The organism is Micromonospora qiuiae (assembly GCF_016863555.1).
Lineage (GTDB): Bacteria > Actinomycetota > Actinomycetes > Mycobacteriales > Micromonosporaceae > Micromonospora > Micromonospora qiuiae.
Genome location: NZ_BOPC01000014.1, coordinates 19,656 through 42,536, shown reverse-complemented (window position 1 = coordinate 42,536; position 22,881 = coordinate 19,656). Strand labels below are relative to the sequence as shown.

The 22,881-nt window shown below is 72.4% G+C and carries 25 protein-coding genes and 1 pseudogene; 16 read left to right on the top strand and 10 right to left on the bottom strand.

The genetic code is table 11. The annotated features are described in order from the left end of the window. Positions 1-32: 32 nt before the first annotated feature. The 3 genes from hisN to aroA all read right to left on the bottom strand — a co-directional run bounded on the left by hisN (position 33) and on the right by aroA (position 3,318). Complete coding sequence (hisN, locus tag Vqi01_RS05880; RefSeq protein ID WP_204033500.1) at positions 33-836, bottom strand: histidinol-phosphatase; 804 nt, start codon at positions 834-836, stop codon at positions 33-35. A 70-nt stretch (positions 837-906) separates the two neighbouring features. Next, on the bottom strand, positions 907-1,878 hold the full coding sequence (rsgA, locus tag Vqi01_RS05875; RefSeq protein WP_239098214.1) for a ribosome small subunit-dependent GTPase A: 972 nt from the start codon (positions 1,876-1,878) through the stop codon (positions 907-909). A 138-nt stretch (positions 1,879-2,016) separates the two neighbouring features. Beyond that, a complete protein-coding gene (gene aroA / locus Vqi01_RS05870) occupies positions 2,017-3,318 on the bottom strand; it encodes a 3-phosphoshikimate 1-carboxyvinyltransferase (RefSeq protein ID WP_204033498.1) in 1,302 nt (433 codons plus the stop codon). A 104-nt stretch (positions 3,319-3,422) separates the two neighbouring features. On the opposite strand from aroA, the gene Vqi01_RS05865 reads away from it, so the two are divergent. The 5 genes from Vqi01_RS05865 to rsrA all read left to right on the top strand — a co-directional run bounded on the left by Vqi01_RS05865 (position 3,423) and on the right by rsrA (position 6,809). Beyond that, the gene (locus tag Vqi01_RS05865) at positions 3,423-4,133 is read left to right on the top strand and encodes an SOS response-associated peptidase (protein WP_204033496.1); all 711 of its coding nucleotides are present in this window, start codon (positions 3,423-3,425) and stop codon (positions 4,131-4,133) included. A gap of 195 nt (positions 4,134-4,328) precedes the next feature. Next, positions 4,329-4,721 (top strand): WhiB family transcriptional regulator, encoded by a 393-nt coding sequence (locus tag Vqi01_RS05860; protein ID WP_204033495.1) that lies wholly within the window; start codon positions 4,329-4,331, stop codon positions 4,719-4,721. Positions 4,722-4,849: 128 nt separating this feature from the next. Beyond that, positions 4,850-5,464: an alpha/beta hydrolase family protein gene (locus Vqi01_RS05855; RefSeq protein WP_204033494.1), complete on the top strand. Its 615-nt coding sequence runs from the start codon at positions 4,850-4,852 to the stop codon at positions 5,462-5,464. Positions 5,465-5,704: 240 nt separating this feature from the next. Next, positions 5,705-6,520, top strand: coding sequence for a sigma-70 family RNA polymerase sigma factor (locus Vqi01_RS05850; RefSeq protein ID WP_204033493.1), 816 nt, complete (start codon positions 5,705-5,707; stop codon positions 6,518-6,520). 1 nt (position 6,521) lies between these two features. Then, positions 6,522-6,809: a mycothiol system anti-sigma-R factor gene (rsrA, locus tag Vqi01_RS05845; RefSeq protein WP_204033492.1), complete on the top strand. Its 288-nt coding sequence runs from the start codon at positions 6,522-6,524 to the stop codon at positions 6,807-6,809. A gap of 85 nt (positions 6,810-6,894) precedes the next feature. Here the strand turns inward: rsrA and Vqi01_RS31515 are convergent, their stop codons facing one another. Beyond that, the gene (locus Vqi01_RS31515; protein WP_372444317.1) at positions 6,895-6,969 is read right to left on the bottom strand and encodes a 50S ribosomal protein bL37; all 75 of its coding nucleotides are present in this window, start codon (positions 6,967-6,969) and stop codon (positions 6,895-6,897) included. 183 nt (positions 6,970-7,152) lie between these two features. Between Vqi01_RS31515 and Vqi01_RS05840 the strand changes: the two genes are divergently transcribed. Next, on the top strand, positions 7,153-7,368 hold the full coding sequence (locus tag Vqi01_RS05840) for a biotin/lipoyl-binding carrier protein (RefSeq protein ID WP_204033491.1): 216 nt from the start codon (positions 7,153-7,155) through the stop codon (positions 7,366-7,368). Between the two features lie 3 nt (positions 7,369-7,371). Continuing rightward, positions 7,372-7,566: pseudogene (locus tag Vqi01_RS05835) on the top strand (GNAT family N-acetyltransferase); the annotation flags it as partial. Between the two features lie 386 nt (positions 7,567-7,952). Here Vqi01_RS05835 and Vqi01_RS05830 read toward each other — a convergent pair. Next, entirely contained in the window at positions 7,953-9,683 is a 1,731-nt protein-coding gene (locus Vqi01_RS05830) for a tetratricopeptide repeat protein (RefSeq protein ID WP_204033490.1), read from the bottom strand. A 193-nt stretch (positions 9,684-9,876) separates the two neighbouring features. Between Vqi01_RS05830 and Vqi01_RS05825 the strand changes: the two genes are divergently transcribed. Further along, entirely contained in the window at positions 9,877-10,908 is a 1,032-nt protein-coding gene (locus Vqi01_RS05825) for an SIS domain-containing protein (protein WP_204033531.1), read from the top strand. Positions 10,909-10,933: 25 nt separating this feature from the next. Then, positions 10,934-12,469 carry a sensor histidine kinase gene (locus tag Vqi01_RS05820; RefSeq protein ID WP_204033489.1) on the top strand — a complete coding sequence of 512 codons (1,536 nt, stop codon included), beginning with the start codon at positions 10,934-10,936 and terminating at the stop codon, positions 12,467-12,469. A gap of 67 nt (positions 12,470-12,536) precedes the next feature. On the opposite strand, the gene Vqi01_RS05815 is transcribed toward Vqi01_RS05820, so the two are convergent. Beyond that, on the bottom strand, positions 12,537-14,057 hold the full coding sequence (locus Vqi01_RS05815; protein ID WP_204033488.1) for a glycosyltransferase family 39 protein: 1,521 nt from the start codon (positions 14,055-14,057) through the stop codon (positions 12,537-12,539). Between the two features lie 330 nt (positions 14,058-14,387). Here Vqi01_RS05815 and Vqi01_RS05810 point away from each other — a divergent pair, with 330 nt between their 5' ends. From Vqi01_RS05810 to Vqi01_RS05795, 4 genes are all read left to right on the top strand, one after another. Then, a complete protein-coding gene (locus Vqi01_RS05810) occupies positions 14,388-16,109 on the top strand; it encodes a nitrite/sulfite reductase (protein ID WP_204033530.1) in 1,722 nt (573 codons plus the stop codon). A gap of 76 nt (positions 16,110-16,185) precedes the next feature. Beyond that, positions 16,186-16,347 (top strand): hypothetical protein, encoded by a 162-nt coding sequence (locus Vqi01_RS05805; RefSeq protein ID WP_204033487.1) that lies wholly within the window; start codon positions 16,186-16,188, stop codon positions 16,345-16,347. Further along, positions 16,344-17,099, top strand: coding sequence for a phosphoadenylyl-sulfate reductase (locus Vqi01_RS05800; protein ID WP_204033486.1), 756 nt, complete (start codon positions 16,344-16,346; stop codon positions 17,097-17,099). The genes Vqi01_RS05805 and Vqi01_RS05800 overlap by 4 nt, the downstream gene beginning before the upstream one ends. Next, positions 17,081-17,899 carry a sirohydrochlorin chelatase gene (locus Vqi01_RS05795; protein WP_239098210.1) on the top strand — a complete coding sequence of 273 codons (819 nt, stop codon included), beginning with the start codon at positions 17,081-17,083 and terminating at the stop codon, positions 17,897-17,899. The genes Vqi01_RS05800 and Vqi01_RS05795 overlap by 19 nt, the downstream gene beginning before the upstream one ends. A gap of 98 nt (positions 17,900-17,997) precedes the next feature. On the opposite strand, the gene Vqi01_RS05790 is transcribed toward Vqi01_RS05795, so the two are convergent. Then, the gene (locus Vqi01_RS05790; protein WP_007072794.1) at positions 17,998-18,255 is read right to left on the bottom strand and encodes a WhiB family transcriptional regulator; all 258 of its coding nucleotides are present in this window, start codon (positions 18,253-18,255) and stop codon (positions 17,998-18,000) included. Positions 18,256-18,699: 444 nt separating this feature from the next. Further along, a complete protein-coding gene (locus tag Vqi01_RS05785) occupies positions 18,700-19,644 on the bottom strand; it encodes a diacylglycerol/lipid kinase family protein (RefSeq protein ID WP_204033485.1) in 945 nt (314 codons plus the stop codon). Between the two features lie 42 nt (positions 19,645-19,686). Between Vqi01_RS05785 and Vqi01_RS05780 the strand changes: the two genes are divergently transcribed. Next, positions 19,687-20,076: a hypothetical protein gene (locus Vqi01_RS05780; RefSeq protein WP_204033483.1), complete on the top strand. Its 390-nt coding sequence runs from the start codon at positions 19,687-19,689 to the stop codon at positions 20,074-20,076. A gap of 10 nt (positions 20,077-20,086) precedes the next feature. Here Vqi01_RS05780 and Vqi01_RS05775 read toward each other — a convergent pair whose 3' ends face one another. Together Vqi01_RS05775 and sodN are read right to left on the bottom strand one after the other, a co-directional pair. Next, positions 20,087-20,491, bottom strand: a complete 405-nt coding sequence (locus tag Vqi01_RS05775; RefSeq protein WP_204033482.1) for an ATP-binding protein — start codon at positions 20,489-20,491, stop codon at positions 20,087-20,089. 220 nt (positions 20,492-20,711) lie between these two features. Next, complete coding sequence (gene sodN, locus Vqi01_RS05770) at positions 20,712-21,116, bottom strand: superoxide dismutase, Ni (protein WP_189044952.1); 405 nt, start codon at positions 21,114-21,116, stop codon at positions 20,712-20,714. Positions 21,117-21,191: 75 nt separating this feature from the next. Between sodN and Vqi01_RS05765 the strand changes: the two genes are divergently transcribed. Continuing rightward, positions 21,192-21,533 (top strand): S24/S26 family peptidase, encoded by a 342-nt coding sequence (locus Vqi01_RS05765; protein ID WP_372444315.1) that lies wholly within the window; start codon positions 21,192-21,194, stop codon positions 21,531-21,533. A gap of 138 nt (positions 21,534-21,671) precedes the next feature. Beyond that, on the top strand, positions 21,672-22,850 hold the full coding sequence (locus tag Vqi01_RS05760; RefSeq protein WP_204033481.1) for an NAD(P)-dependent malic enzyme: 1,179 nt from the start codon (positions 21,672-21,674) through the stop codon (positions 22,848-22,850). Positions 22,851-22,881 lie beyond the last annotated feature (31 nt).

Sequence of the window (22,881 nt, the reverse complement as noted above, 5' to 3'; positions counted from 1 at the left end):
AGCCACCTGGCGAGGATAGAGGTTACCGGGCGTCAGTGCGCGATCGGCCGACCCAGCCTTCCGAGGATGTCGGAATGCAAGGCACCGTTGCTGGCCGCGGCGCTGCTCTCGGCTCCCGCAGGCGCCGGTCGGCCGGCCAGGTCGGTGAAGGTTCCCCCGGCCTCGGTCACGATGGGTACCAGCGCGGCCACGTCCCAGAGCGACAGTTCGGGTTCGACCATCACGTCCAGCGCGCCCTCGGCCAACAGCATGTAGCCGTAGAAGTCGCCGTAGGCCCGGCTACGCCAGGTGTCCCGCATCAGCTGGAGCATCGGCTCCAGCCTCCCGGCCTGCTCCCAGCCGTCAAGCGAGGAGTAACAGAGGCTCGCGTCGGCCAGTTCGCGTACCCGGGAGACCCGGATCTGCTCGCCCCGGCCGGCGTCGGGGCCCGCGTACGCGCCGGTGCCGTGCGCCGCCCACCAGCGTCGGCCCAGCGCCGGCGCGGAGACCACCCCGACGACCGGCCGGCCGTCGACCAGCAGCGCGATCAGGGTGGCCCAGATCGGCACGCCCCGCACGAAGTTCTTGGTGCCGTCGATCGGGTCCACCACCCACTGCCGCGCTCCGGCGGCCGGCGTGGCGCCGAACTCCTCGCCGAGCAGCCCGTCGCCGGAGCGCTCGGCGGCGAGCAGAGCGCGGATCTCCCGTTCCACGGCGGTGTCCGCGTCGGAGACCGGGGTCAGGTCGGGTTTCGACTCGACCCGCAGGTCGAGCGCGCGGAAACGGGCCGTGGAGATGGCGTCGGCGGCATCGGCGAGCCGATGGGCGAGGGCGAGGTCGTCGGCGTATCCGGTCATGCCGGACACGGTAGCGACGCGCCGGCCGACGGGGGCCGCCGACCGCCTCCACTTCGCGCGTCCGCGCGGGTCAACTCGTCTTGCGTGGGTCGGTCTGTCCGCGCGTGTCGGTGTCGCCGCGCGGGTCGGGCTCGCCCGCCCGGGAGGCCAGCAATCGGCGGTACGAGGCCAGCCGGCGCGGATCGGCCCGGCCCTCGGCGACCCAGGCGTCCAGCGCGCAGTCGGCCTCGTCGGCGGTGTGCGGGCAGTTCGCCGGGCAGTCGACGGTGGCCGCCACGAGATCCGGGAAGCCGTGCAGCAGGCTCTCGGCCGAGACGTGTGCCAGCCCGAAACTGCGTACGCCGGGGGTGTCCACGATCCACCCGGGGTCGTCGGCGGCACCGGGCAGGGCGGGCAGCCGCAGCGCCACCGCGCTGGTGGAGGTGTGCCGACCCCGACCGATCGCGCTGACCGCACCGACCGCCCGGTCGGCCTCCGGCACCAGGCGGTTGACCAGCGTCGACTTGCCCACCCCGGAGTGGCCGACGAGCACCGAGAGCCGACCGGCGAGCAGGTCGCGCAGCGCGTCCAGCGGCGAGTCCGGCCGGATCAGCACGTACGGCAGCTCCAGCTCGGTGTAGTAGTCGAGCACCGCCTCCGGGCCGGCCAGGTCGGCCTTGGTCAGGCAGAGCAACGGCTCGATGTCCGCGTCGTACGCGGCCACCAGGCAGCGGTCGATGAACCCGGTGCGCGGCGGCGGGTCGGCCAGCGCGCTGACGATCACGAGCTGGTCGGCGTTGGCGACCACCACCCGTTCCAGCCGCCCTTCGGCGGTGCTGGCGTCGTCCTCGGCGGTGCGGCGCAGCACCGAACGGCGCGGCTCGATCCGGACGATGCGGGCCAGCGTGCCGGACGCTCCCGAGGTGTCACCGACCAGGCCGACCCGGTCGCCGACCACCACCGACTTGCGTCCCAGCTCGCGGGCGCGCATCGCGGTGACCGTCGGTTCGTCCGCCCCGGCGCCGGCCAGCACGCAGGTGTAGCGTCCCCGGTCCACGGCGATGACGAAGGCGTCCCTCGCGTCGGCGTGCCGGGGGCGGGTGCGGGTACGCGGACGCGAGGACCTGCCGGGCCGGACCCGGACATCGTCCTCGTCGTACTCTCGCCGCCTGGTCGCCAGCGCCGCTCCTAACCTGGTCGCTCAGCTCTTGCCGGTCACCATCGCCGACCATAGCGTCGGGAACTCGGGCATGGTCTTCGAGGTGCACGCCACGTCGTCCAACTCGATGCCGGGCACGGCGAGGCCGGCCACCGCCGCCGCGTGCGCCATTCGATGGTCGTCGTACGTCCGGAACATCCCGCCGCGCAGCGGGCGGGGCCGGATCTGAAGCCCGTCGGGCGACTCGGTCACGTCCGCGCCGAGCGCGGTGAACTCGCGGGTCAGCGCCGCCAGCCGGTCGGTCTCGTGACCACGGATGTGGCCCACCCCGGTGAGCGTCGAGGGGGAGTCGGCGAGCATCGCCAGCGCGGTCAGCACCGGGGTCAGCTCACTGACGTCCGACAGGTCGGCGTGCAGGCCGTGCACCCGGCCGCTGCCCCGCACGGTCAGCCCTTCGGTGGTCAGCGTCACCTCGGCGCCCATCTGCTGCAACAGCGGCCGGAGCAGCTCGACCGGCTGGGCGCTGCCGCGCGGCCAGCCCTGGAGCGTCACCTCGCCGCCGGTGACCAGGGCGGCGGCGAAGAACGGCACCGCGCCGGAGAGGTCCGGCTCGATCTCCCAACCGCGTCCGGTCAGCGGGCCCGGCTCGACCACCCAGACGTCGGGCGTGCTGTCGTCGACCGCCGCGCCGGCGGCCCGCAGCATGCGTACGGTCATCCGCAGGTGGGGCGCGGACGGCACGGGCGGGCCGACGTGCCGGACCACCAGGCCCCGGTCGAAGCGCGGCGCGGCCAGCAGCAGCCCCGAGACGAGCTGGCTGGAGGCCGAGGCGTCGATCACCACCTCGCCGCCGGTGACCCGGCCGGTGCCCTGGACCACCAACGGCAGGCTGCCGGGACCGGTGGTGTCGATGCGCACCCCGAGCGAGCGCAGTGCCTCGATCAGCGGCCCGAGCGGCCGGGTGCGCGCGTGCGGATCGCCGTCGAAGGTGACCTGCCCGTTGGCCAGCCCCGCGACGGGCGGCACGAATCGCATGATCGTGCCGGCGAGCCCGACGTCGACGTGCGCCGGGCCGACGAGCGGGTGCGGCCGGACCAGCCAGCGCTCGTCGTCGGCGATCGACACGTGGGCGCCCATCGCGCGCAGCCCCGCGGCCATCAGCTCGGTGTCCCGGGCGCGCAGCGGTTTGGCCAGCGTCGAGGGGCCGGTGGCCAGCGCGCTGAGCACCAGCGCCCGGTTGGTCATCGACTTGGAGCCGGGCAGGCGTAGCGACGCCGACACCGGGTCATTGGCGGTCGGAGCGGTCCACGGCTGTGGCGGCCGGGTCGCGGTCAGATTCCCCACGCCCCCCATTCTGCCGTGTCGCGCGCGGTGCCGGTCGTGTCCCGCGCCACCCCTCCCGGTGGACGGGACATCGCGACGGCCGGTGGCGCGCTAGCGTGTGCGACATGTGCGGGAGGTACGCCACGACCCGGAGCGCCGGCGACCTGAGCAGCCTTTTCGAGGCCGTCGACGAGACCGGCGGCAAGCTCGTCGCCGACTACAACGTCGCGCCGACCGACCCGGTGCCGCTGGTCCGGGTCAGCGCCGAGGGGCACCGGACGCTCTCGCGCGGCCGCTGGGGGCTGGTGCCCGCCTGGTCCCGCTCACCCGCCGGGGCCGCCCGGATGATCAACGCTCGGGCCGAGACGGTCGCGACCAGCCGGGCGTACGCTTCCGCCTTCGCCCGTCGCCGCTGTCTGATCCCTGCGGACGGCTGGTACGAGTGGGTCCGCCGGCCGGGCGGAGCGAAACAGCCGTACTACCTGACCCCGGCAGACGGGTCGGTGCTCGCCTTCGCCGGCATCTGGTCGGTCTGGGGCGGCTCCGATGCTCCGCTGCTGACCTGCAGCGTGTTGACCACCGCTGCGCTCGGCGAGTTGGCCGAGGTGCACGACCGGATGCCCCTGCTCCTGCCGCCGCAGCAGTGGGCGAGCTGGCTGGGCACGGGCGGCGACCCGACCGGGTTGCTCGCACCCCCGCCGCTGGACTGGCTCGCCGGGTTGGAGATCCGGCCGGTGGGGTCGGCGGTGGGCGATGTCCGCAACGACGGTCCGCAACTCACCGCCCGGGTGCCCTCGCCGCAGCCCACGGTGCCGGAGGACATGACGCTGTTCTGATTACCGGGTGCGCATTGTCGGGAGTGATTTGCCGCGGTTACGGGCGAATCGTCGCACAACCGTTTTGGCAACTTCCCGGCAGAGTCTTGTCCTCGCATCGGTAAATGCGATAGAACACAGCGCCGGTGGCGGTGTCGTTCGCGTCCTGTGAACACCCTCCATCGATATCTCTGATCCCACGGGGGAGGTGGGTGGATGACCCGGGCGCGTATGCCCCGTCCGCACGAGGTGGCCGCCGCGCGACGTGATCCGCGACTGCTGCGTGCCCTGCAGGAACGTCGACAGGACGAGGCTTGGCGCACCAGAGGCACGTGCCAGAGCGTCGACCCGGAGACGTTCTTTCCGGCACCGAACGAGCCGGCCGACGCCGCGGTGGCACTGTGCCGCAGCTGCGATGTGCAGGGCTCCTGCCTGGCCTGGGCGCTGGAGGTCGGTGACTGCCACGGCGTGTGGGGCGGCACCACCCCGCGCGAGCGGCGGGCGATGCTGGTCGCCTGGCGCAGCGAGGTGCAGCCCGATCCGGATGCCGTGGCCGAGGCGGGCCCGCCGGTGCGCGACCGGCTGCTCACCCTGGTGCCGTTGAGCTGACCGCAGCACCGTCCGAGCCCGGATCGGGTGGTGGTGCCCGCCGCACCGGGTGCCGGTGGGGCCGTAGGGGCGGTGTGGGGCCGTAGGGACGGCGCGGGGTGGGCGGGCGCGGGTCGCAGAATGGGCCCGTGCCGCACGACGATCTCCTGGACACCCCGCGCGGTCCCGCGCGGGTCGACACCGGCCTGCCCGCCGAAGCCGCCCGGGCGCTGCTGGTCCTCGGCCACGGCGCGGGTGGCGATGTCGACGCCCCCGACCTGCGCGCGCTCGGCGACGCGGCGGTGGCCGCCGGGTTGGCCGTGGCCCGGGTGACCCAGCCCTATCGGGTCGCCGGTCGCCGGGCACCGGCTCCCGCCGGGCATCTCGACGAGGCGTGGACCGCCGTGCTGAGCGTGTTGCGCGACCGGCATCCGGGCGTACCGCTGCTGGTCGGCGGCCGGTCCAGCGGGGCCCGGGTGGCCTGCCGGACCGCGACCGCCGTGGACGCCGCCGGGGTTGTCGCGCTCGCCTTCCCGCTGCATCCGCCGGGGCGGCCGGAGCGCAGCCGGGCCGGTGAGTTGGCGACCGGCGTGCCGACGCTGGTGGTCAACGGCGACCGTGATCCGTTCGGCGTGCCGGAACCGGCCCCGGGGGTGCGGGTGGTGATCCGGCCGGGCGAGCGGCACGACCTACGCGTCGATCCGGCCGCAACGGCCGCCGTGATGATCGACTGGCTGCGCGAGCACGGCTGGGCCCGGGCCTGATCACGTTGACGGGAGCGCGGCGCGGCGCCCCGGTGCCGTTTCCGTCGGTCGGGGCGGGTCGTTGCATCCGTTGGTGTCGCCGTACCCCGCTCCGGGCGGCGGTTGCACCGGGCTCCCAGGCCCTTCCTGGTCCCAGCCCCGGCGCACGGCCGTGGGCGGGACCAGGAACGGGGCCGGAATGCCGCGACCCGCAGTGGGTGTTGAACCTCTCGGACCATCACTGTGCGAGGGGGGTGACCGGTGCCGACCGAGATCCGGAGCCGGGAACGCGACGAGCGGGAGGCGTGGCAGCTCAGGCAGCTGCTCGCCGGCCCGGACTGGCCGGCGACGGTGTCGCCGACCGAGGTGGCGACGGGCACACCCGTCGGAACCGAAACTACTGGTGGGTCGGGACGCGTATCCTCGGCGGGGAAGCATCCGACCCGAGGGGATGTGCGGTTGACCACCGAGAAGACGGACGAGCGCAGGGCCCGGTTCGAGCGGGACGCGATGCCCTTCGTCGATCAGCTGTACGCGGCTGGCCTACGGATGACGCGTAACCCGGCGGATGCCGAGGACCTGGTCCAGGAGACCTACCTCAAGGCGTACGCGGCCTTCCACCAGTTCGAGCAGGGCACCAACTTGAAGGCCTGGCTCTACCGGATTCTGACCAACACCTACATCAACTCATACCGGAAACGGCAGCGGCAGCCGGTGCAGGCGCCCACCGAGGAGATCACCGACTGGCAGCTCGCCGCGGCGGAGTCACACACCTCCAGCGGGCTGCGGTCCGCGGAGACCGAGGCACTCGACCGGCTTCCCGACACCGACGTCAAGGAAGCGCTCCAGCAGTTGCCGGAGGAGTTCCGGCTGGCGGTCTACCTGACTGATGTCGAGGGCTTCTCCTACAAGGAGGTCGCCGAGATCATGGGTACGCCGATCGGCACCGTGATGTCGCGGTTGCACCGCGGGCGTCGTAATCTGCGCAAGCTGCTTGAGGGTTACGCCGCGGAGCGTGGCTTCACCGCCGCGTCGTCGGCCCGGAGTTCGACCGCCGCCAGTGGCCGGGAGGTGTGACGTGAGCTGTGGAGACCCGCACGAGACGGATTGCCGTGAGGTTCTCGCCGAGGTCTACCTCTACCTCGACCTGGAGTGTGAGCAGGAGCGCCGGACGCTGATCCGCCAGCACCTCGACGAGTGCGGCCCGTGTCTGCGGGAGTACGGCATCGAGCAGGAGGTCAAAGCGCTGGTGGCCCGCTGCTGCGGCAACGAGTCCGCACCGGACGAGCTGCGCGAGCGGCTGCGGGTACGCCTCAGCGAGCTGGTCGTGTTCGAAGGCGTCGAGTCGCGCGAACTGGCCGACTGAGCGCACGCCGACAACGACGACGCCGGTGGCCGACGGGCCACCGGCGTCCTGCTGTCCGGTCCGCGGCGCGGACCGGTTCACATGCTCAGGAGTTGGGGCGCTTGCCGTGGTTGGCGGCGCTCTTCCTGCGGGCCTTCTTCTTACGGGCCTTCTTCGCCATGCTGACCTCCTCGTGATGATCGCCTGCCCGGACGTCGGGCCCGGGGCACGCACCGGTCGTCCCTGGGTCGCCGGTCCGACCCGTTGATGCTAGACAACACCCACCGGCATTCTCGGTGAACGTTAGTGGACACCGCACATGATTTGATACGGCGCAGACAGTCGCGAGAGAAGGGGCCCGGAGATGGCCGAGGAGATCCGCGCAGAGATGGTGGCGAACGTCTGGAGGGTCGTCGCGTCGGCCGGGGACACCGTGTCCGAGGGGGACACCCTGGTGATCCTGGAGTCGATGAAGATGGAGATCCCGGTGGTGGCCGAGTCCGACGGCGTCGTGCAGCAGCTCGCGGTGAACGAGGGCGACGTGGTGCAGGACGGTGATCTGATCGCGGTGATCGGTTGAACCGGCGAGGCGGAGTTCCGGATGCTGGCGGTGGACCCGGCGGCGCAGGGCCGCGGTGCGGGCGCGGCGTTGGTCGAGGCGTGCGTCGCGCGGGCGACCGAGCTGGGTTGCACCGCCCTGGCGATCTGCGTACGCGACGGCTACGCCGAGGCGGCCCACCGGCTCTACCGGCGGCGCGGGTTCGTCCGCGTACCGGAGTCGGCGTCGGTGATGCCCGGGGTGCGCTCGACCGGCGGAGAAGCTCTTCAGCGCCGTCTGGTTCTGCTCGGAGAAGCGCATCACCGAGGGCTTCTCGCCACCGACCCCGAGCCGCTCGGCCACCTCGCGTAGGGAGGTGGCCTCGTAGCCCTGCTCCGTGGAGAGTTTGGTGCGGCGGGGCGCACCCGAACGCCTGCGCCAACGCGGTGTGCTGAGCGGCGTCCGGATTCGTGGTGCGGGGTTTGGCGCCGGGGTGGTGATAGCGCAGACGGGTCAGCTCGACAGCGGCCGGCAGCGACATCATCTGGCCCGGGACATCCGCCCCCGGGGGTCAGGGTGGCCGGCAGTCAGGTTGCCCGCATTCCGGTAGCGGAAGGACTCCTACCTCAGGGCGGTGGCGGTGGGCCGGGCAGGCGCGGTCGCAGCGCGCGCACGAGGCGACGTAGCAGGGTACGTAGCCGCTCGCGGGGTCGGACGGTCCGCACTCCGGCCAGCGCCCGGGCCAGCGCGGCGGTGTCCTTGTCCAGGCCGGGGGTGGCCAGGGCCAGGTGGGCCAGCGACAGGGCGGCTGGCGTCGGTCGCTCCCGGGCTGCCCCGGTCGCCGCCGACAGCCGGCCGGCGACCAGTCGGGCCACGTCGGCTCGTACGGACGGATCCACCCAGGCAGCGGTCACCAGTGCGAACAGAGCCGCCTCGGCGAGTTCCTCGACGCCCTCGGCCAGCTCCACCAGCACGCGGCGCCGGGTCGAGTCCGCCCAGGGTTCGTCGGTGCGGTGATGCAGCAGACCGAGGCAGGTCCACACCTGCACGCACCGTATCCACAGCGAAGGGTCCTGACCGGACAGCACCCGACCCAGCGCGGTCTGCGGTGTCTCCGGCGGGTGGGCCAGCAGGCCGAGCAGGTCGGTCAGGTCCAGGGTGGCCAGAGCGACCGCGGTGTCGTACGCCGCCGGCGGGTGCGGCCAGGCCGGATGGGCGAGCTCGCGGAGCCGGCGGGCCGCCTCGGCCGAGGGCGGCGACGCGGCCGGGCGTACCGCCGAAGCCACCGGATCGAGCCCGACGGGGCCGGCGGTCCCGGAAGGATCGGCGGACCGTGCCGGATCGGCGGACCGTGCTGGATCGGGAGCCGGTGCGGGCGGGGTCAGCTGCCCGAGCCAGGGGCGACCGCGGCAGCACTCGGCCAGATCACCGTGCTCGTGTGAGTCGTCCGGGTGGTCCCGGATGAAGTCGGCCAGCTCGACCAGGTGACGTACGTCTCCGTCGCGCTGGAACCGCAGCCGGTGGGCGGTGTGCACGGTGCAGTCGAAGGACGGGTTACGGGCCAACGCGTGCTCGATCCAGCCCAGCGCCTCCTCCAGTCGGCCGTGGTCGGCCAACGTGCCGGCGATGTCGGCGTACACCGCCAGGTCGTCCGGGTCGTGGTCGACGGCGCGGCGGAGCGCGGCCAGCGCCTCCCGGGTCCGCCCGGCGCTGCGCAGCGCGTACCCGAGCCAGACCTCGCCCAGCTTCGACGGCGCTGCGCGTACGCCCTGGGTGGCCCAGCGGACCGCGAGCGTGACCTCGCCCACCCGTCGGGCCAGCGCGGACGCCGTGCCCAGCAGCAGGCCGTGCTCGGGGTGGACGGTGATCGCGTTGCGGGCCAGCGTCAGGTAGGCGGCCAGTGCCGGTCGGTCGGCTGCCGGCACGGGGTCCGGGGCAGCGGCGCAGACCTGCATGATGACCTGGGCCGCCCGATCCGGGCCGATCCGCTCGGCCAACTCGGGAGAGGTGACCCACGGCACTCCCGCCCAGTCCGCCCGCGGCGTGTGGGCGGTGGCGGCGACCAACAGGTCTAGACCCTCGGCGGGATGGCCGGCCGCGGCAAGCAGGTGTGCCCGGGCGACCACCGCACCCACGAAGGTGTGATGTTGCAGCGGAAAGAGGTCCAGCCCGCCGTTTCCGCCGGCCGCGGCGAGTCGGGCGAGGGTTTCGTGCACCTCGGGCAGGGTCGGGGCCCGGACCAGCGCACTCGCGACATGGTTGGCGGCGTGCGCCAGTTCGCCGGCGTCCAGGGCCCGCCGGGCCAAAGCCAGTTCCTCCGTCGCCGGCAACGCCCGGCCGTCCGTTCCCTCGGCCACGTCATCCTCTCGCTGTCGGTACGGGTTGGGCGGTGAGGTCGGGTCAGCGTAGGTGACGGCATCGAGTTTTGGTGATCGTCTGCGCGATGCTGATCGTTAGATTGCTCAATTCGGATCAACGATGCAAGATTGAGCAGTAAATGCGCGGAGATCGCGCAGGGGAGGAGCTTCCGTGACGCGCCCAGGGGGCGGCATGGCCGCCGACATCGACGAGCAGCCGGCGGGTTACGAACGACTGCTCTCCGCTGACCACGCCGATCCGATCGCCCGGGTCGCCGCGGCCGTCGCCGAGCGTCGGCCACGGCACGTGGTGTTCACCGCGCGGGGCACCTCCGACCACGCCGCGCTGTACGGGACGTATCTCACCGAGATCCGTCTCGGCCTGCCGGCCGGCCTCGCCTCACCGAGCGCGATCACCCTCTTCGGTGCCCGCCCGGACTTCTCCGACGCCCTGGTCGTCGCCGTCAGCCAGAGCGGTGGCTCGCCTGACCTGGCCGAGGTGCTCCGGGTCGCCCGGGACGCCGGCGCGCTCACCCTCGCGGTGACCAACGCACCGGACTCGCCGCTGGCGCAGGCCGCCGAGCTTTCCATCGACATCGCCGCCGGGCACGAGCGGGCGGTGGCGGCCACCAAGACGTACACCGCCGAGCTGCTCGCCCTGCTGCTGCTGGTGGAAGGGATCCGGGCCGGGGACGGCGCGCTGCCGGCCGAGGAGCGTCGTGCCCTGGCGCTGCTGCCCGAGCTGGCCGCCCGTACGCTGGCCGACACCACGCCGGCCCAGCTCGCTCCGCGCTACCGGTTCGCCGCCCAGCTGGTCACCACCGGCCGGGGGTACGCGTACCCGACCGCCCGGGAGGCGGCGCTGAAGCTGATGGAAACGTCGTACCTGCCGGCGCTGGCCTTCTCCGGCGCCGACCTGCTGCACGGTCCGCTGGCCATGACCGATCCGGACGTGCCGGTGCTGGCGGTGGTCGGGGCGGGGCCGGGCGGGCGGTCGATGGGCGACGTGCTGCCCCGGCTCGGCGAGCGCCGCGCCGACGTGGTGGTGATCGGCTCCGCCGAGGTGGAGGCAGCCATCCGCCTCGCCGTGCCACCGGTCGACGAGCGGTACGCCCCGCTGCTGGACATCCTGCCGCTGCAGCGGCTCGCCCTCGCCCTGGCCCTGGCCCGGGGCGAGGATCCGGACGCGCCACGAGGGTTGAAGAAGGTCACCGCGACGATGTGACCGGCCGCGTGGCACCCTGGTCGGCGTGTCCACGCTGCGTGACCTTGCCGAGGAGCACACCCGTCTGCGCCCGGCCGACATCGACCACCTGCACCGCCTCGCCGGTGACTGGCAACTGCTGTCCGACCTCTCCTTCGCCGACCTGCTGCTCTGGGCGCCGGTGAACGGCGAGGGGAGCTTCCTCTGCGTCGCCCAGGTCCGCCCCACCACCGCGCCCACCGCGTATCAGGACGACCAGGTCGGACGGATCGTCGGCGGCCCGGAAGTGGCGCACCTGGAGGTCGCGTACCGGCAGGGGCGGATCTGGCGGGAGGGCGACCCGGTGTGGTACGGCGACGTGCCCGCCCGCCACGAGGCGATCCCGGTGCTGCTGCGGGCCGCCGACGGCGAGTCCGGCGAGGTGATCGCCGTGGTGGGCCGGGACACCAACCTGTCCACCGCCCGCACCCCCAGCCAGCTGGAGCTGAACTACCTGACCACGGCCGACGACCTGGCTCAGATGATCGCCGACGGCACCTTCCCGCCGCCTCGGCACCCCGGCGAGACCACCTCGGCGCCGCGGGTCGGTGACGGCCTGATGCGACTGGACGCGAGCGGCAAGGTCACTTATGCCAGCCCGAACGCCCAGTCGGCGTACCGGCGGCTGGGCTACGCCGCCCACCTGGTCGGCGAAGATCTCGCGGTGCTGCACCGCCGGCTCGCCGGCGATCCGCTGGAGGGCACCGACGCCGCGAACGGCATCCTCGCTGCGCTGCGCGGCGAGGCGCCGCCGCGACGGGAGATCGACGCGCGCGGCGCGACCATGCTCACCCGGGCCCTGCCGCTGATGCCCGCCGGAGTGCCGATCGGCGTGCTGGTGCTGGTCCGCGACATCACCGAGGTACGCCGTCGGGACCGAGCCCTGATCACCAAGGACGCCACCATCCGGGAGATCCACCACCGGGTGAAGAACAACCTCCAGACCGTGGCCGCGCTCCTGCGCCTGCAGGCCCGTCGGGTCGGCATACCCGAGGCGCGGGTGGCGTTGGAGGAGTCCGTACGCCGGGTGGCGTCCATTGCCCTGGTGCACGAGACGCTCTCCATGTCCAGCGACGAGGCGGTCGAGTTCGACGGCATCGTCGACCGGGTGGCCAGCGCGGCGACCGAGGTGGCGGCGACCGAGGTGAGCGTCGGAATGCGGCGCAAGGGCAGCTTCGGCGTACTGCCCGCCGAGATCGCCACCTCGCTGGTGATGGTCCTCAACGAATTGCTGCTCAACGCCGTCGAACACGGTTTCCCGCCGGCCGATGAGGATCTCCCGGCGCCGGTGGCGGAGTCGGCGGTGGTGCCCGAGGTGGTGGTCTCCGCGCACCGGTCCCGAAGGACGCTGCACGTCACGGTCGCCGACAACGGGCGCGGGCTGCCGCCCGACTTCGACGCCGACGGTGGACGCAAGCTCGGCCTCCAGATCGTCCGTGCCCTGGTCACCGGCGAACTGCGCGGCAGCATCGAGCTGCGTCCCGGGGCCACCGGTGGCACCGAGGCCCTGCTGACCGTTCCTCTCACCCGTCCCACCCCCTGACCCCACGGCGGATCGTCCGCGTCGCGCCGGAGCGCGGCCTGCCCTTGCAGGGTGGGGGGTCAGGGGGTCAGCGAATCAGGAGGGTGATGGTGAGGTTGGGGCGGAGCCAGATCTGGGTCACGTGGTAGTTCGCGCGTAGGGCGTCGCCCTTGAGGGCGGGGACGGCGGCTAGGGGGTCGCGGTGGTGCCCGGCCAGCACCAGCCAGACCCGGTCGGTGCCGGCGAGACACTCGGCCGGTCGATCGCATTCGGTGGCCCACAGATCGCCCCGGCGATCCTGGTCCGCAACCAGCAGGACGTCCCGGGGCATCTGCTCGCCCAGGTGGTACCGGAGACCGAGGTCGAGGAAGAGCCAGTTGTCCCGGGGCGAGTAGACGACCGCGTCGCCGGCGCGCTGACCCGCCGCGACGATCCGGGCCGCGCCCCGGTAGTCCACCGTCACGGTCCGGGGCCACTCGTGGCTGCGGCGCAGCGCGGCCTGGTCGGGGAGGCCGAGCAGTCCGGCCAGGGCCACCACGACCAGTGCGCCCGGCAATCGCGCGGACGCCAGTGCCCCGCCGGCCAGCAGGCAGGCGAAGGGCACCACGAAGATCAGGTAGCGAGGAACCCACAGCGGTACGACCAGCCCGGCGAGGAAGAGCAGCGACACCGGGAGTACGACGCAACTCGCCGGCAGCACCATCCGCCGACCGGCCCGGACCAGGCCGAACGCGGCGAGCCCGATCAGCACTCCGCCGACCACGCCGCTCTGTGCCACCCCACCCGGCAGCGCCGCCAGGTCCGCGGGGCGGCTGCCGTCCACCCAGTCCAGTTGCCGGGCCCGCTGACCGGAGGCCAGCAGCGCCAGCGGCGCCACGGCGAGCGCCACCGGCACCAGGGCGGCGAGCCATGGCCAGGCCGCCCGCCACCGGTCCGACCGTCCTCGGTCTGGTGGTCCCTGATCCGACTGTGGCCGGTCTGGGCCGGAGACGGTGCCGAGCACCGCTACGGCGTGGGCGGCGAGCACGGTGAGGGCGATCAGGTGGGTCAGTCCCAGGGCGGTGGTGGCGGCGGCGTACGCGGCCCAGCGGCCCCAGCCGGGACGGCGCAGCGCGTCGACCAGCAGCAGGGTGCTCAGCACGGCCAGAGCGGTGGCCAGGGCGTACGGTCGGGCTTCCTGGGCGTACCGGGCGGTGCCGGGTAGCACTGCGAACAGCAGGCCGGCGAGGGTGCCGACGCGGCTGTCGCAGAGCCGTTGCCCGAGCCCGGCGGTCAGCCCGGCCGCCGCCGCCATCGCCAGCGCCGACGGCAGGCGCAGCGCGGCCACCGAGTCGCCGGCGACCGCCACCCAGGCGTGCATGAGCAGGTAGTACGGCACGGTGGCGGCGTCGATGGTGCCGGCCAGCCGGAGCAGTCCGCTCACCGGCCGGCTGGCGGCGCTCCAGGTGGCCAGCTCGTCCCGCCACAGTTGGGCGGCGTCCAACCCGGCCAGCGCCACGACCAGGGTGACGCCGGCCGGCACCAGCCACACCGGGGAGCGCAGGCGCAATCCGCCAACTCGGACGCCCGTTCCGGCAGCTGGGACCGACCTACCGGGCAAATCACCCATGCCGCGAGCCTGCCACAGGGCGGGCTCGCGGGTGCGTCAGCCGTCGCCCGTGATGTGGGATCGCCCACGCGCTCATTGGCCGGGCCGGCCGGGATGTGGGAGCATTCGTGCATGGCTGCCGCCCTAGTCCTTCGCCTTGTGGCCCGTCGCCACGTGGACTACGGCCGCGTGTTCAGCGCCATTTGTCCGGCTCACTGACGACGCCCGACCAATCCTGCCTCGGGCACGCAGCGCGCCGGCCGCCCATGACACCGTTGTTCACGGCCCCCATCGGGAGCCGGCGTGCCGTGCTACCCGACCGAGGCACCGCAGACAACGGAGGACGCCGCGATGGTGGTCAGCGAGATTCCGGCCCACCCCGAAAGTTCCCCGGCGCGAGCCGCTCGGACACCGCGCCGGGCCCGAGGCGAGGGCCAGTGGGCGCTCGGGCACCGCGAGCCGCTCAACCCCAACGAGCGGACCAAAAAGGACGACAACCCGCTCAACGTACGCGAGCGGATCGAGAACATCTACGCGCGCCACGGCTTCGCCTCCATCGATCCCCAGGATCTGCGGGGCCGGTTCCGCTGGTGGGGCCTCTACACCCAGCGCAAGGCGGGCATCGACGGTGGGCGTACCGCCGTGCTGGAGCCGCACGAGCTGGAAGACGAGTTCTTCATGCTGCGGGTACGCATCGACGGCGGTCAGCTCGACCTGGCGCAGCTGCGTACGGTCGCCGAGATCTCCCGGGAGTTCGCCCGGGACACCGCCGATATCACCAACCGGCAGAACATCCAGTACCACTGGATCCGCATCGAAGACATGCCGGAGATCTGGCGGCGGCTGGAGGCCGTCGGGTTGCAGACCACCGAGGCGTGCGGCGACTGCCCCCGGGTCGTGCTGGGCAGCCCGGTGGCCGGGGTGGCCGAGGCGGAGCGGATCGACGCCTCCGCAGCGATCGACGAAATCGTCCAGCGGTACATCGGCGACAAGCAGTTCTCCAACCTGCCCCGCAAGTTCAAGACGTCGATCTCGTGGCTGGTGGACACCCCGTACGAGGCGAACGACATCGCCTTCCTCGGCGTCGACCACCCCGAGCACGGGCCCGGCTTCGACCTGTGGGTCGGCGGTGGCCTGTCCACCAACCCGATGCTGGCCCAGCGGCTCGGCGTCTGGGTGCCCCTGGCCGAGGTCGCGGACGTCTGGGCCGGCGTGGTCGGCATCTTCCGCGACTACGGCTACCGTCGGCTGCGCCACCGAGCCCGGCTGAAGTTCCTGGTCGCCGACTGGGGCGTGGTGAAGTTCCGCGAGGTGCTGGAAAAGGAGTACCTCGGCCGGACGCTGCTCGACGGTCCCGCCCCGGATCTGCCGGAGAAGCCGATCGACCACCTCGGCGTGCACGCCCAACGGGACGGCCTTCACTACGTCGGTGCCGCGCCCGTGGTCGGGCGGGTGTCCGGCAGCCAACTGGCTCAGCTCGCGGACGTGGTCGAGGCGCACGGCAGCGACCGGGTGCGGCTCACCCCGTACCAGAAGCTGCTGGTGCTCGACGTTCCACCGGAGCGTACGGAGTCGCTGGTCACGGCGCTGCGTGGAATCGGCCTGGAGGTCCACCCGTCGGTCTGGCGGCGCGGCACCATGGCCTGCACCGGCCTTGAGTACTGCAAGCTCGCCATCGTCGAAACCAAGGCGCGCGGTGAGGAGCTGGTGGCCCGGCTCGAGGAACGACTCGCCGGAGAGGACCTCAAGGACGCCGACATCTCCATCCACCTCAACGGCTGCCCGAACGCCTGCGCACGTACCCAGGTGGCCGACATCGGCCTCAAGGGCCAGTTGGTGACCGGCCCGGACGGCCGCCAGGTGGAGGGTTTCCAGGTGCACCTCGGCGGCGGGCTGGGCATGGCCGCGGGGCAGACCGCCGGCTTCGGCCGCAAGCTGCGCGGCCTGAAGACGACCGCCGAGGAACTTCCCGAGTACGTCGAGCGGCTGGTCCGGCACTACCTGGCCGGCCGCACCGAGGGCGAGACGTTCGCCAACTGGGTGATCCGTGCCGACGAGGAGGAACTGCGATGAGCGAGCGCAGCGAGCCAATCATTCGGTTCAGTGATCTGAAGCCTTATCGCGACGCCGGGCGTAGCGAGGTGACGCGATGAGCGGCGAGACCCGAGTTGTTCCCTTGTACTGCCCCTACTGCGCCGAGGAGGACCTACGGCCGAGCGAGGCCGGGCACGGCGCCTGGGAGTGCCACGCCTGCGCCCGGGTCTTCACGGTCCGGTTCACCGGCCTGCTCTCCACGGCGGTGAACCGATGAGCAGGTTGGTCTCCGCCGCCGGCCTGGGGCTGGTCGGCACCGCGCCGGCCGTGGCCGGCCGGCGCAGCCCGGCCCAACTGCGGGAACTGGCCGAACGCGCCGGCCGCGAGTTGGAGGGCGCTCCGGCATCGGAGATCGCCCGATGGGCCGCGGAGACGTTCGGCGACCGGTTCTGCGTGACCAGTTCGATGGCCGACGCGGTCCTCGCCCACCTGGTTTCCCGGGTGGCGCCCGGGGTCGACGTGGTCTTCCTCGACACCGGCCTGCACTTCCCGGAGACCCTCGCTGTCCGTGACGAGGTGGCGCGGACGCTACCGGTCAACGTCCGGTCGATCCGGCCGCGACTCACCGTGGGGCAGCAGGACGGCGAGTACGGGCCGCGGCTGTTCAACAGGTCGCCGGACGAATGCTGCCGGCTGCGCAAGGTGGAGCCGCTGGAGCGGGCGCTCGCCGGCTACGACGCGTGGGCCGCCGGGCTGCGCCGTGACGAATCGCCGACCCGCGCCAACACGCCGGTGGTGGCGTTCGACGCCCGGCGCGGCAAGGTGAAGGTCAACCCGATCGCGGCCTGGACCCAGGCGGACGTCGACGCGTACATCGCCCGGTGGAACGTGCCGGTCAACGAGCTGTTCCGGCGTGGCTACGGCTCGATCGGCTGCTGGCCGTGCACCCGGCGGACCAAGGCCGGAGAGGATCCGCGCGCCGGCCGCTGGGCCATGTTCGAGAAGACCGAGTGCGGGCTGCACCTCTGAGCGGCGATCGGGGCCGGCTCGGGGAGCCCGACAGCGATCCCGTGCTCCTGGTCGCGCACGGCAGCCGCGATCCGCGGGCGGCCGAGGCGACCAGGGCGCTGGCCCGAGCCGTGGCGGCGGCCCGGCCCGGCCCCCCGGTGCTGGCGAGCTGGCTCGATCACACCCAGCCCGATCCGGCGCAGGCGTTGCGTCAGCTGGCCGCCGCCGGGCATCCCCGGGTGGTCCTGGTGCCGTTGCTGCTCACCGCCGCGTACCACCGGCGGGTGGACATTCCGGCGGCGGTGGCCGCAGCCACCCGGTCGGGGCCACCGGTCCGGGTGCGGGTGACCGACGTGCTCGGCCCGGCCGCCGCCGAGGTGGACCCGGCGCTGCTCGCTGGGTTGCGGCGGCGGCTGGCCGAAGCGGAGCCGGGCCGGTTCGACGCGCTGGTGCTGGCCGCGGCGGGGACCCGGGACGCCGCCGCACGCGGGTCCGTCGGGCGGGTGGCCGCCGCGTTGGCCGTGGCCCTGGACACTCCGACCCGAGTCTCGTACGCATCGGCGGCGCCACCGGACGTCGGGGTGGCGGTGGCCCGGCTGCGGGCGGCTGGTGCCCGGCGGGTGGCCGTGGCAGCCTACTTCCTGGCCCCCGGCCTCTTCCACGACGCGGTGACGACGACAGCGCTCACTGCCGGTGCCGTAGCCGTCTCCGCGCCCCTGACCGACGCCCCGGAACTGGTCGACCTGGTGCTCCGCCGTGTTGGTCACGAGGCCACCCCGGGCCGAGCTGATCGCGGAGATCGCGGCGTTCTTGATCTCTGATTCTGCCGCTGACCTCATGATCAACCGGTTCGGGCGGCAGCAGAACGCCCCGGCTGGTCGGAGCCAGCCGGGGCGTTCTACGCGGTGCGGTGATGTGGTCAGGCGGAGTGAGCGCGCAGCACCCGGAGGCCACCGCGCCGCTTGACGGCGCGCCGCTCCTCCTCGCTCATCCCGCCCCAGACGCCAGCGTCCTGACCGGACTCAAGTGCCCACTGCAGGCACTGGTCGGTCACGGAGCAGCGCCGGCAGACGGCCTTGGCCTGCTCGACCTGCAGGAGAGCCGGACCGGACGTCCCGATCGGGAAGAACAGCTCCGGGTCCTCGTCGCGGCAGACAGCATGGTGGCGCCAGTCCATGGCGGCAACACTCCTCATTCTGGATGGGTGGCAGACGTTGCTGTTTGGTGCTTTTCCTATATGCATCCGCAATGCCGGTGGTGACGGTTCGCGTCCGCCAATTCGGCGCTGCGTGAGCAGGCTCGTTAGCTCCGGGACCTGCTGGAACGGCTCAGCTTGCTGGGCGCGTCCGGGCAATGTCCCGGTAACTCAAGTTCGCTTGTGAATACTTTCACGAACTTGCGCAATGTCAAGGGTGGCGCTCGGAAAAACTCCGGGCGGTGAGCAAGCCCACAACCCATTTGTCCGGGTTCCGGATCACTCCGGCTACCCGCCGTATCACAGCCGATCATCAATATAGTACAGCCCGGCGGACAATGCTGACATTTCCGACACGGGCCCCGGGGTGTCGCGAGTCGGGCGTCGGAGGCCACCCTGTCGTTTCTACCCCGTGGTGCCGGAGACCTAACAGATTACTCTGAGTGCGGCCGGAACGGAGGTGAATCTGACTTTTTCCCGCTCGCCAAGATAGTCGCCGTCGAGCTGAAATGCCTGGGGATGGCCCGCGACCAGCGTGAACTCAGCCACGTCGTGCAGTCGCAGCACCTGCCGGCCACGCGGATTGGGTGCGCTGGAGAGGAATTGCATCACCGTACGTGTCGTACTGGCGACACCGAGCTGGCGAAAGGCCAACACGTCGAGCCCGAGGTCGAACGACGCCTCCGGGTTCGGGTTGGCCTCCCGGTCCCCGATGTAGGTCCACGGGGCAGTGTTCTGGACGATGGCGGTGGCGAGTTCGCCCGCTGTCGCCTCGCCCGGCTGCTCCAGCCGGATCGCCGGGTGCCGCCGTTCGGGGCCGAACAGGAACTGTGCGGTGAAGGCACGCAAGTAGAGCCCCGGCGAGGAGACCCGGCCCCGCCGGCGAGCCTCCTCGACCCGATGGATCACCGCCGCGTCGAGCCCGAAGCCGGCGCAGAAAGTGAAGTAACGGTCGTCGGCCCGGCCGAGGCCGATCGTCCGGTACCGGCCCAGCCGTAGCCCCTCCAGGATCATGCTGGCGCCTTCCGGCCACTCCCGCGGTAGGCCCAGCGCCCGCGCGAAGACGTTGGTCGAGCCGCCCGGCACGGTGGCCAGGGCGGGCAGGCGTTCCGCGCTCGGCGGTTGGCCACCGGCCGTGGTGGCCGTCATCAACCCGTTGACCACCTCGTTGACCGTGCCGTCGCCACCGAGAGTAACCACCGCGTCGACCCCCTCGGCGGCGGCCTCCCGTGCCAGTGCGGTGGCATGGCCCCGCTGGCGGGTGTAGCGCACGGAAAGATCGACCTCACTGCGTAGCGCCCGGACCAGAACGTCCCGTGCGCGTTCGCTCGTGGTGGTGGCCTTCGGATTGACCAGCAGGACAGCCCGCATGGGCGGCACTGTACTCCGGATCGTCACGGGTATCGTGTCCGCGTGGCCATCGACTCCGTCCCGACCCCCGTCACGCTTCGTTGGGCGGTGCGGCTGTTACGAGGCGAGTCAGTCGCCGTCGGGCTGGTGGCCGCCTGGCTGGTCGTCGCCGACTTCACCGCCACCAGCACCGATCTCACCTCGGCGTTGCTGGTCACGGCGTTCGCCATCGGCGCCGCCGGCGCGCTCTGGGCGCTGGGCGGAGCGCTGCTGCGGCGCCGGGCCGGTGCCCGCGCCCCGGCCATCGTGCTCCAGCTCATGCTGCTGCCGATCGGCTGGTTCATGATCCAGGGAGGGTTGGGCTGGCTCGGCGTACCGCTGATCGCGCTCGGGATCGGCGTTACCTGGCTGCTGGTCAGCCCGCCCACCACTCGAGCCCTGGGCTTCGAGTGAGCTGAGACCGTCACCAACCCGTTGCGCGCCGGGTGAGCAGGGCGATGGTGGCCCGGCCGGCGACCGCGCTGGCCGACGCCGAGGTGGTCAGCGCGGTGAGCACCTTCCACGCGAACGACGACTCGGCCGGTAGCTTGGCGCCCGGTGCGGTCGGCACGGTGACCTCGACGGTCAGCGCGTCCTCGGTCACCGCAAAACGGCAGTCGAGATCAGCCCCCCGGGCTGCGATGGCGAGCAGCATGGCGCACGCCTCGTCGACCGCGATGCGCAGATCCTCGATCTCGTCGAGGGCGAACTGCAGGCGGGCGGCGAGGCCGGCGGTGGCGGTGCGCAGCACGCTGAGATAGCCGCCGTCGGCGGGCACGGTGAGGTGTACGACGTCGTCGGTCGTCGGCTGGCCGGTCAGTTGAGTCACCACTCATCCCCCCGGTCGGGGACTCTACCCGCTCAGGCGGCCGGATGTTCGATGGCCGTCAGCGGCGACGCCCCCGGTGGCGCGGGTGGCCCCGGCACGGGCCTCCCCGCACCGGTAGCCACCGCAGTGGGTGGCCCGGAACGGGCCGAACCGGGGTCCACCGGCCGTGCCGGCGGCCGGTACGCCCGTGCGGGCGCGCCGGCCGCCGTGGACGGCACACTCAGGCCTGCTTGGTCTCCCAGAAGATCTTCGCGATCTCGTCGATCTTCTGCAGCAGCTCGTCGGCCTTGGCCGGGTCGGTGGCGCCCTTGGCACCGGCGGCACCGGCCAGCTTGGTGGCCTCGTTGAACAGTTGGTGCAGGTTCGGGTACTTCTCGAAGTGCGGCGGCTTGAAGTAGTCGGTCCACAGCACCCAGAGGTGGTGCTTGACCAGTTCGGCCCGCTGCTCCTTGATCAGGATGGCTCGGGTGCGGAACTCGGGGTCGGTGTTGGCCTGGTACTTCTCGCAGATCATTTTCACCGACTCGGCCTCGATCCGAGCCTGGGCGGGGTCGTAGACACCGCAGGGCAGGTCGCAGTGCGCGCTGGCGGTCACGCGAGGCGTGAGGATGCGCGGAAGTCGCATCGGGATCCTCCATGGGAAGTTTGCGATGATCCAAGACGACATTACTCCTGGAGGTGGTCCCCGAGGCCGCTGGAGGTGAAACCGGTGCCCGCGTCCCGGCTGCGGTGGCCGTTATCAGCCGTACTGGTGACCGGCCCGTCCATGGCGCCCACGCTGCGCCACGGCGACGCGGTGCTGGTCCGCCGGGGCGGTCGCGCCGTCCGCCCCGGTGATGTGGTGGTCGCGGTCTTCCGCAGCCGCCCGGACCTGCTCGTCGTCAAGCGTGCGGTCCGCCCCGCCGACGGTGGCTGGTGGCTGTACGGGGACAACGATCTGGTCACCGACGACTCCCGGGCGTACGGGGTGGCCGACGTGGTCGGCCGGGTGGTGGCCCGCTACTGGCCACGGCCCGCTCTGCTACCGTCCCGTCGGTTATGACCCTGGTCACGTGTCTGCGACGCTGCTCCCATATGCTCGGAGATGCCCGGGTGACCCCCCGCACCGCGCGCCGCCGCTCGTCGCCTCACCGTGCGCCCGACCGGTCGGTCCAGCTGCTCGACAGATCCTGGAGTCACCATGTCTTCGTCCACCGTGGACCCTGCTGATCCCGTTTTCCAACTGCATCGAGGCGGCAAGATGGCCGTCGTCTCGACGGTCCCGCTGACCAGTCGGGACGACCTTTCCCTCGCGTACACCCCGGGGGTGGCTCGGGTCTGTGAGGCCATCGCCGCCGATCCGATGCTCGCCCACGACTACACCTGGGCGTCGAACACCGTCGCGGTCGTCACCGACGGTTCGGCCGTACTCGGCCTCGGCAACATCGGCCCGCGCGCCGCGCTGCCGGTGATGGAGGGCAAGGCCGTGCTGTTCAAGCAGTTCGGCGGGGTCGACGCGGTACCGGTCTGCCTGGACACCCAGGATGTCGACGAGATCGTCGCGGCGGTGACCGCGCTCGCGCCCTCGTTCGGCGGGATCAACCTGGAAGACATCAGCGCGCCCCGCTGCTTCGAAGTGGAACGCCGACTCGACGAGGCGCTGGACATCCCGGTGTTCCACGACGACCAGCACGGCACCGCGATCGTCGTGCTGGCGGCGCTGCGCAACGCGGCCACGCTGCTCAACCGCAAGCTCGGCGACCTGCGGGTGGCGGTCAGCGGCGCGGGCGCCGCCGGGGTGGCGGTGACCAGGATGCTGGTGGCCGGGGGAGTGGACCCGGACCACGTGGTGGTCTGCGACTCCAAGGGGATCATTTCCGCCCACCGCCCCGGCCTGACCGGCATCAAGGCCGAACTGGCCGAACTGACCAACGCCGACGGCCGCCAGGGCGACATCACCGAGGCGCTGCGCGACGCCGACGTCCTGATCGGGGTCTCCGGAGGGCAGATTCCCGAGCAGGCAGTGGCCGGGATGGCCCCCGACGGGATCGTCTTCGCGCTGGCCAACCCCACGCCCGAGGTGCATCCCGAGGTGGCTGGGCGGCACGTCGCGGTGGTCGCCACCGGCCGCAGCGACTACCCCAACCAGATCAACAACGTGCTGGCCTTCCCAGGCGTGTTCCGGGGTGCCCTGGCGGCCCGCGCCACCCGGGTCACCGACGCCATGAAGGTCGCGGCGGCCGACGCCATCGCCTCCGTGGTGGCCGAGGCACTGACCCCGGAGGCGATCGTGCCCTCCCCGCTCGACCCGCGGGTCGCCCCTGCCGTCACCGAGGCGGTCGCCGAAGCCGCCCGTCGCGGCGGCGTCGCCCGCGCCTGAGGTGTAAGGAAGGGCCCCTTCCTAACGTCTC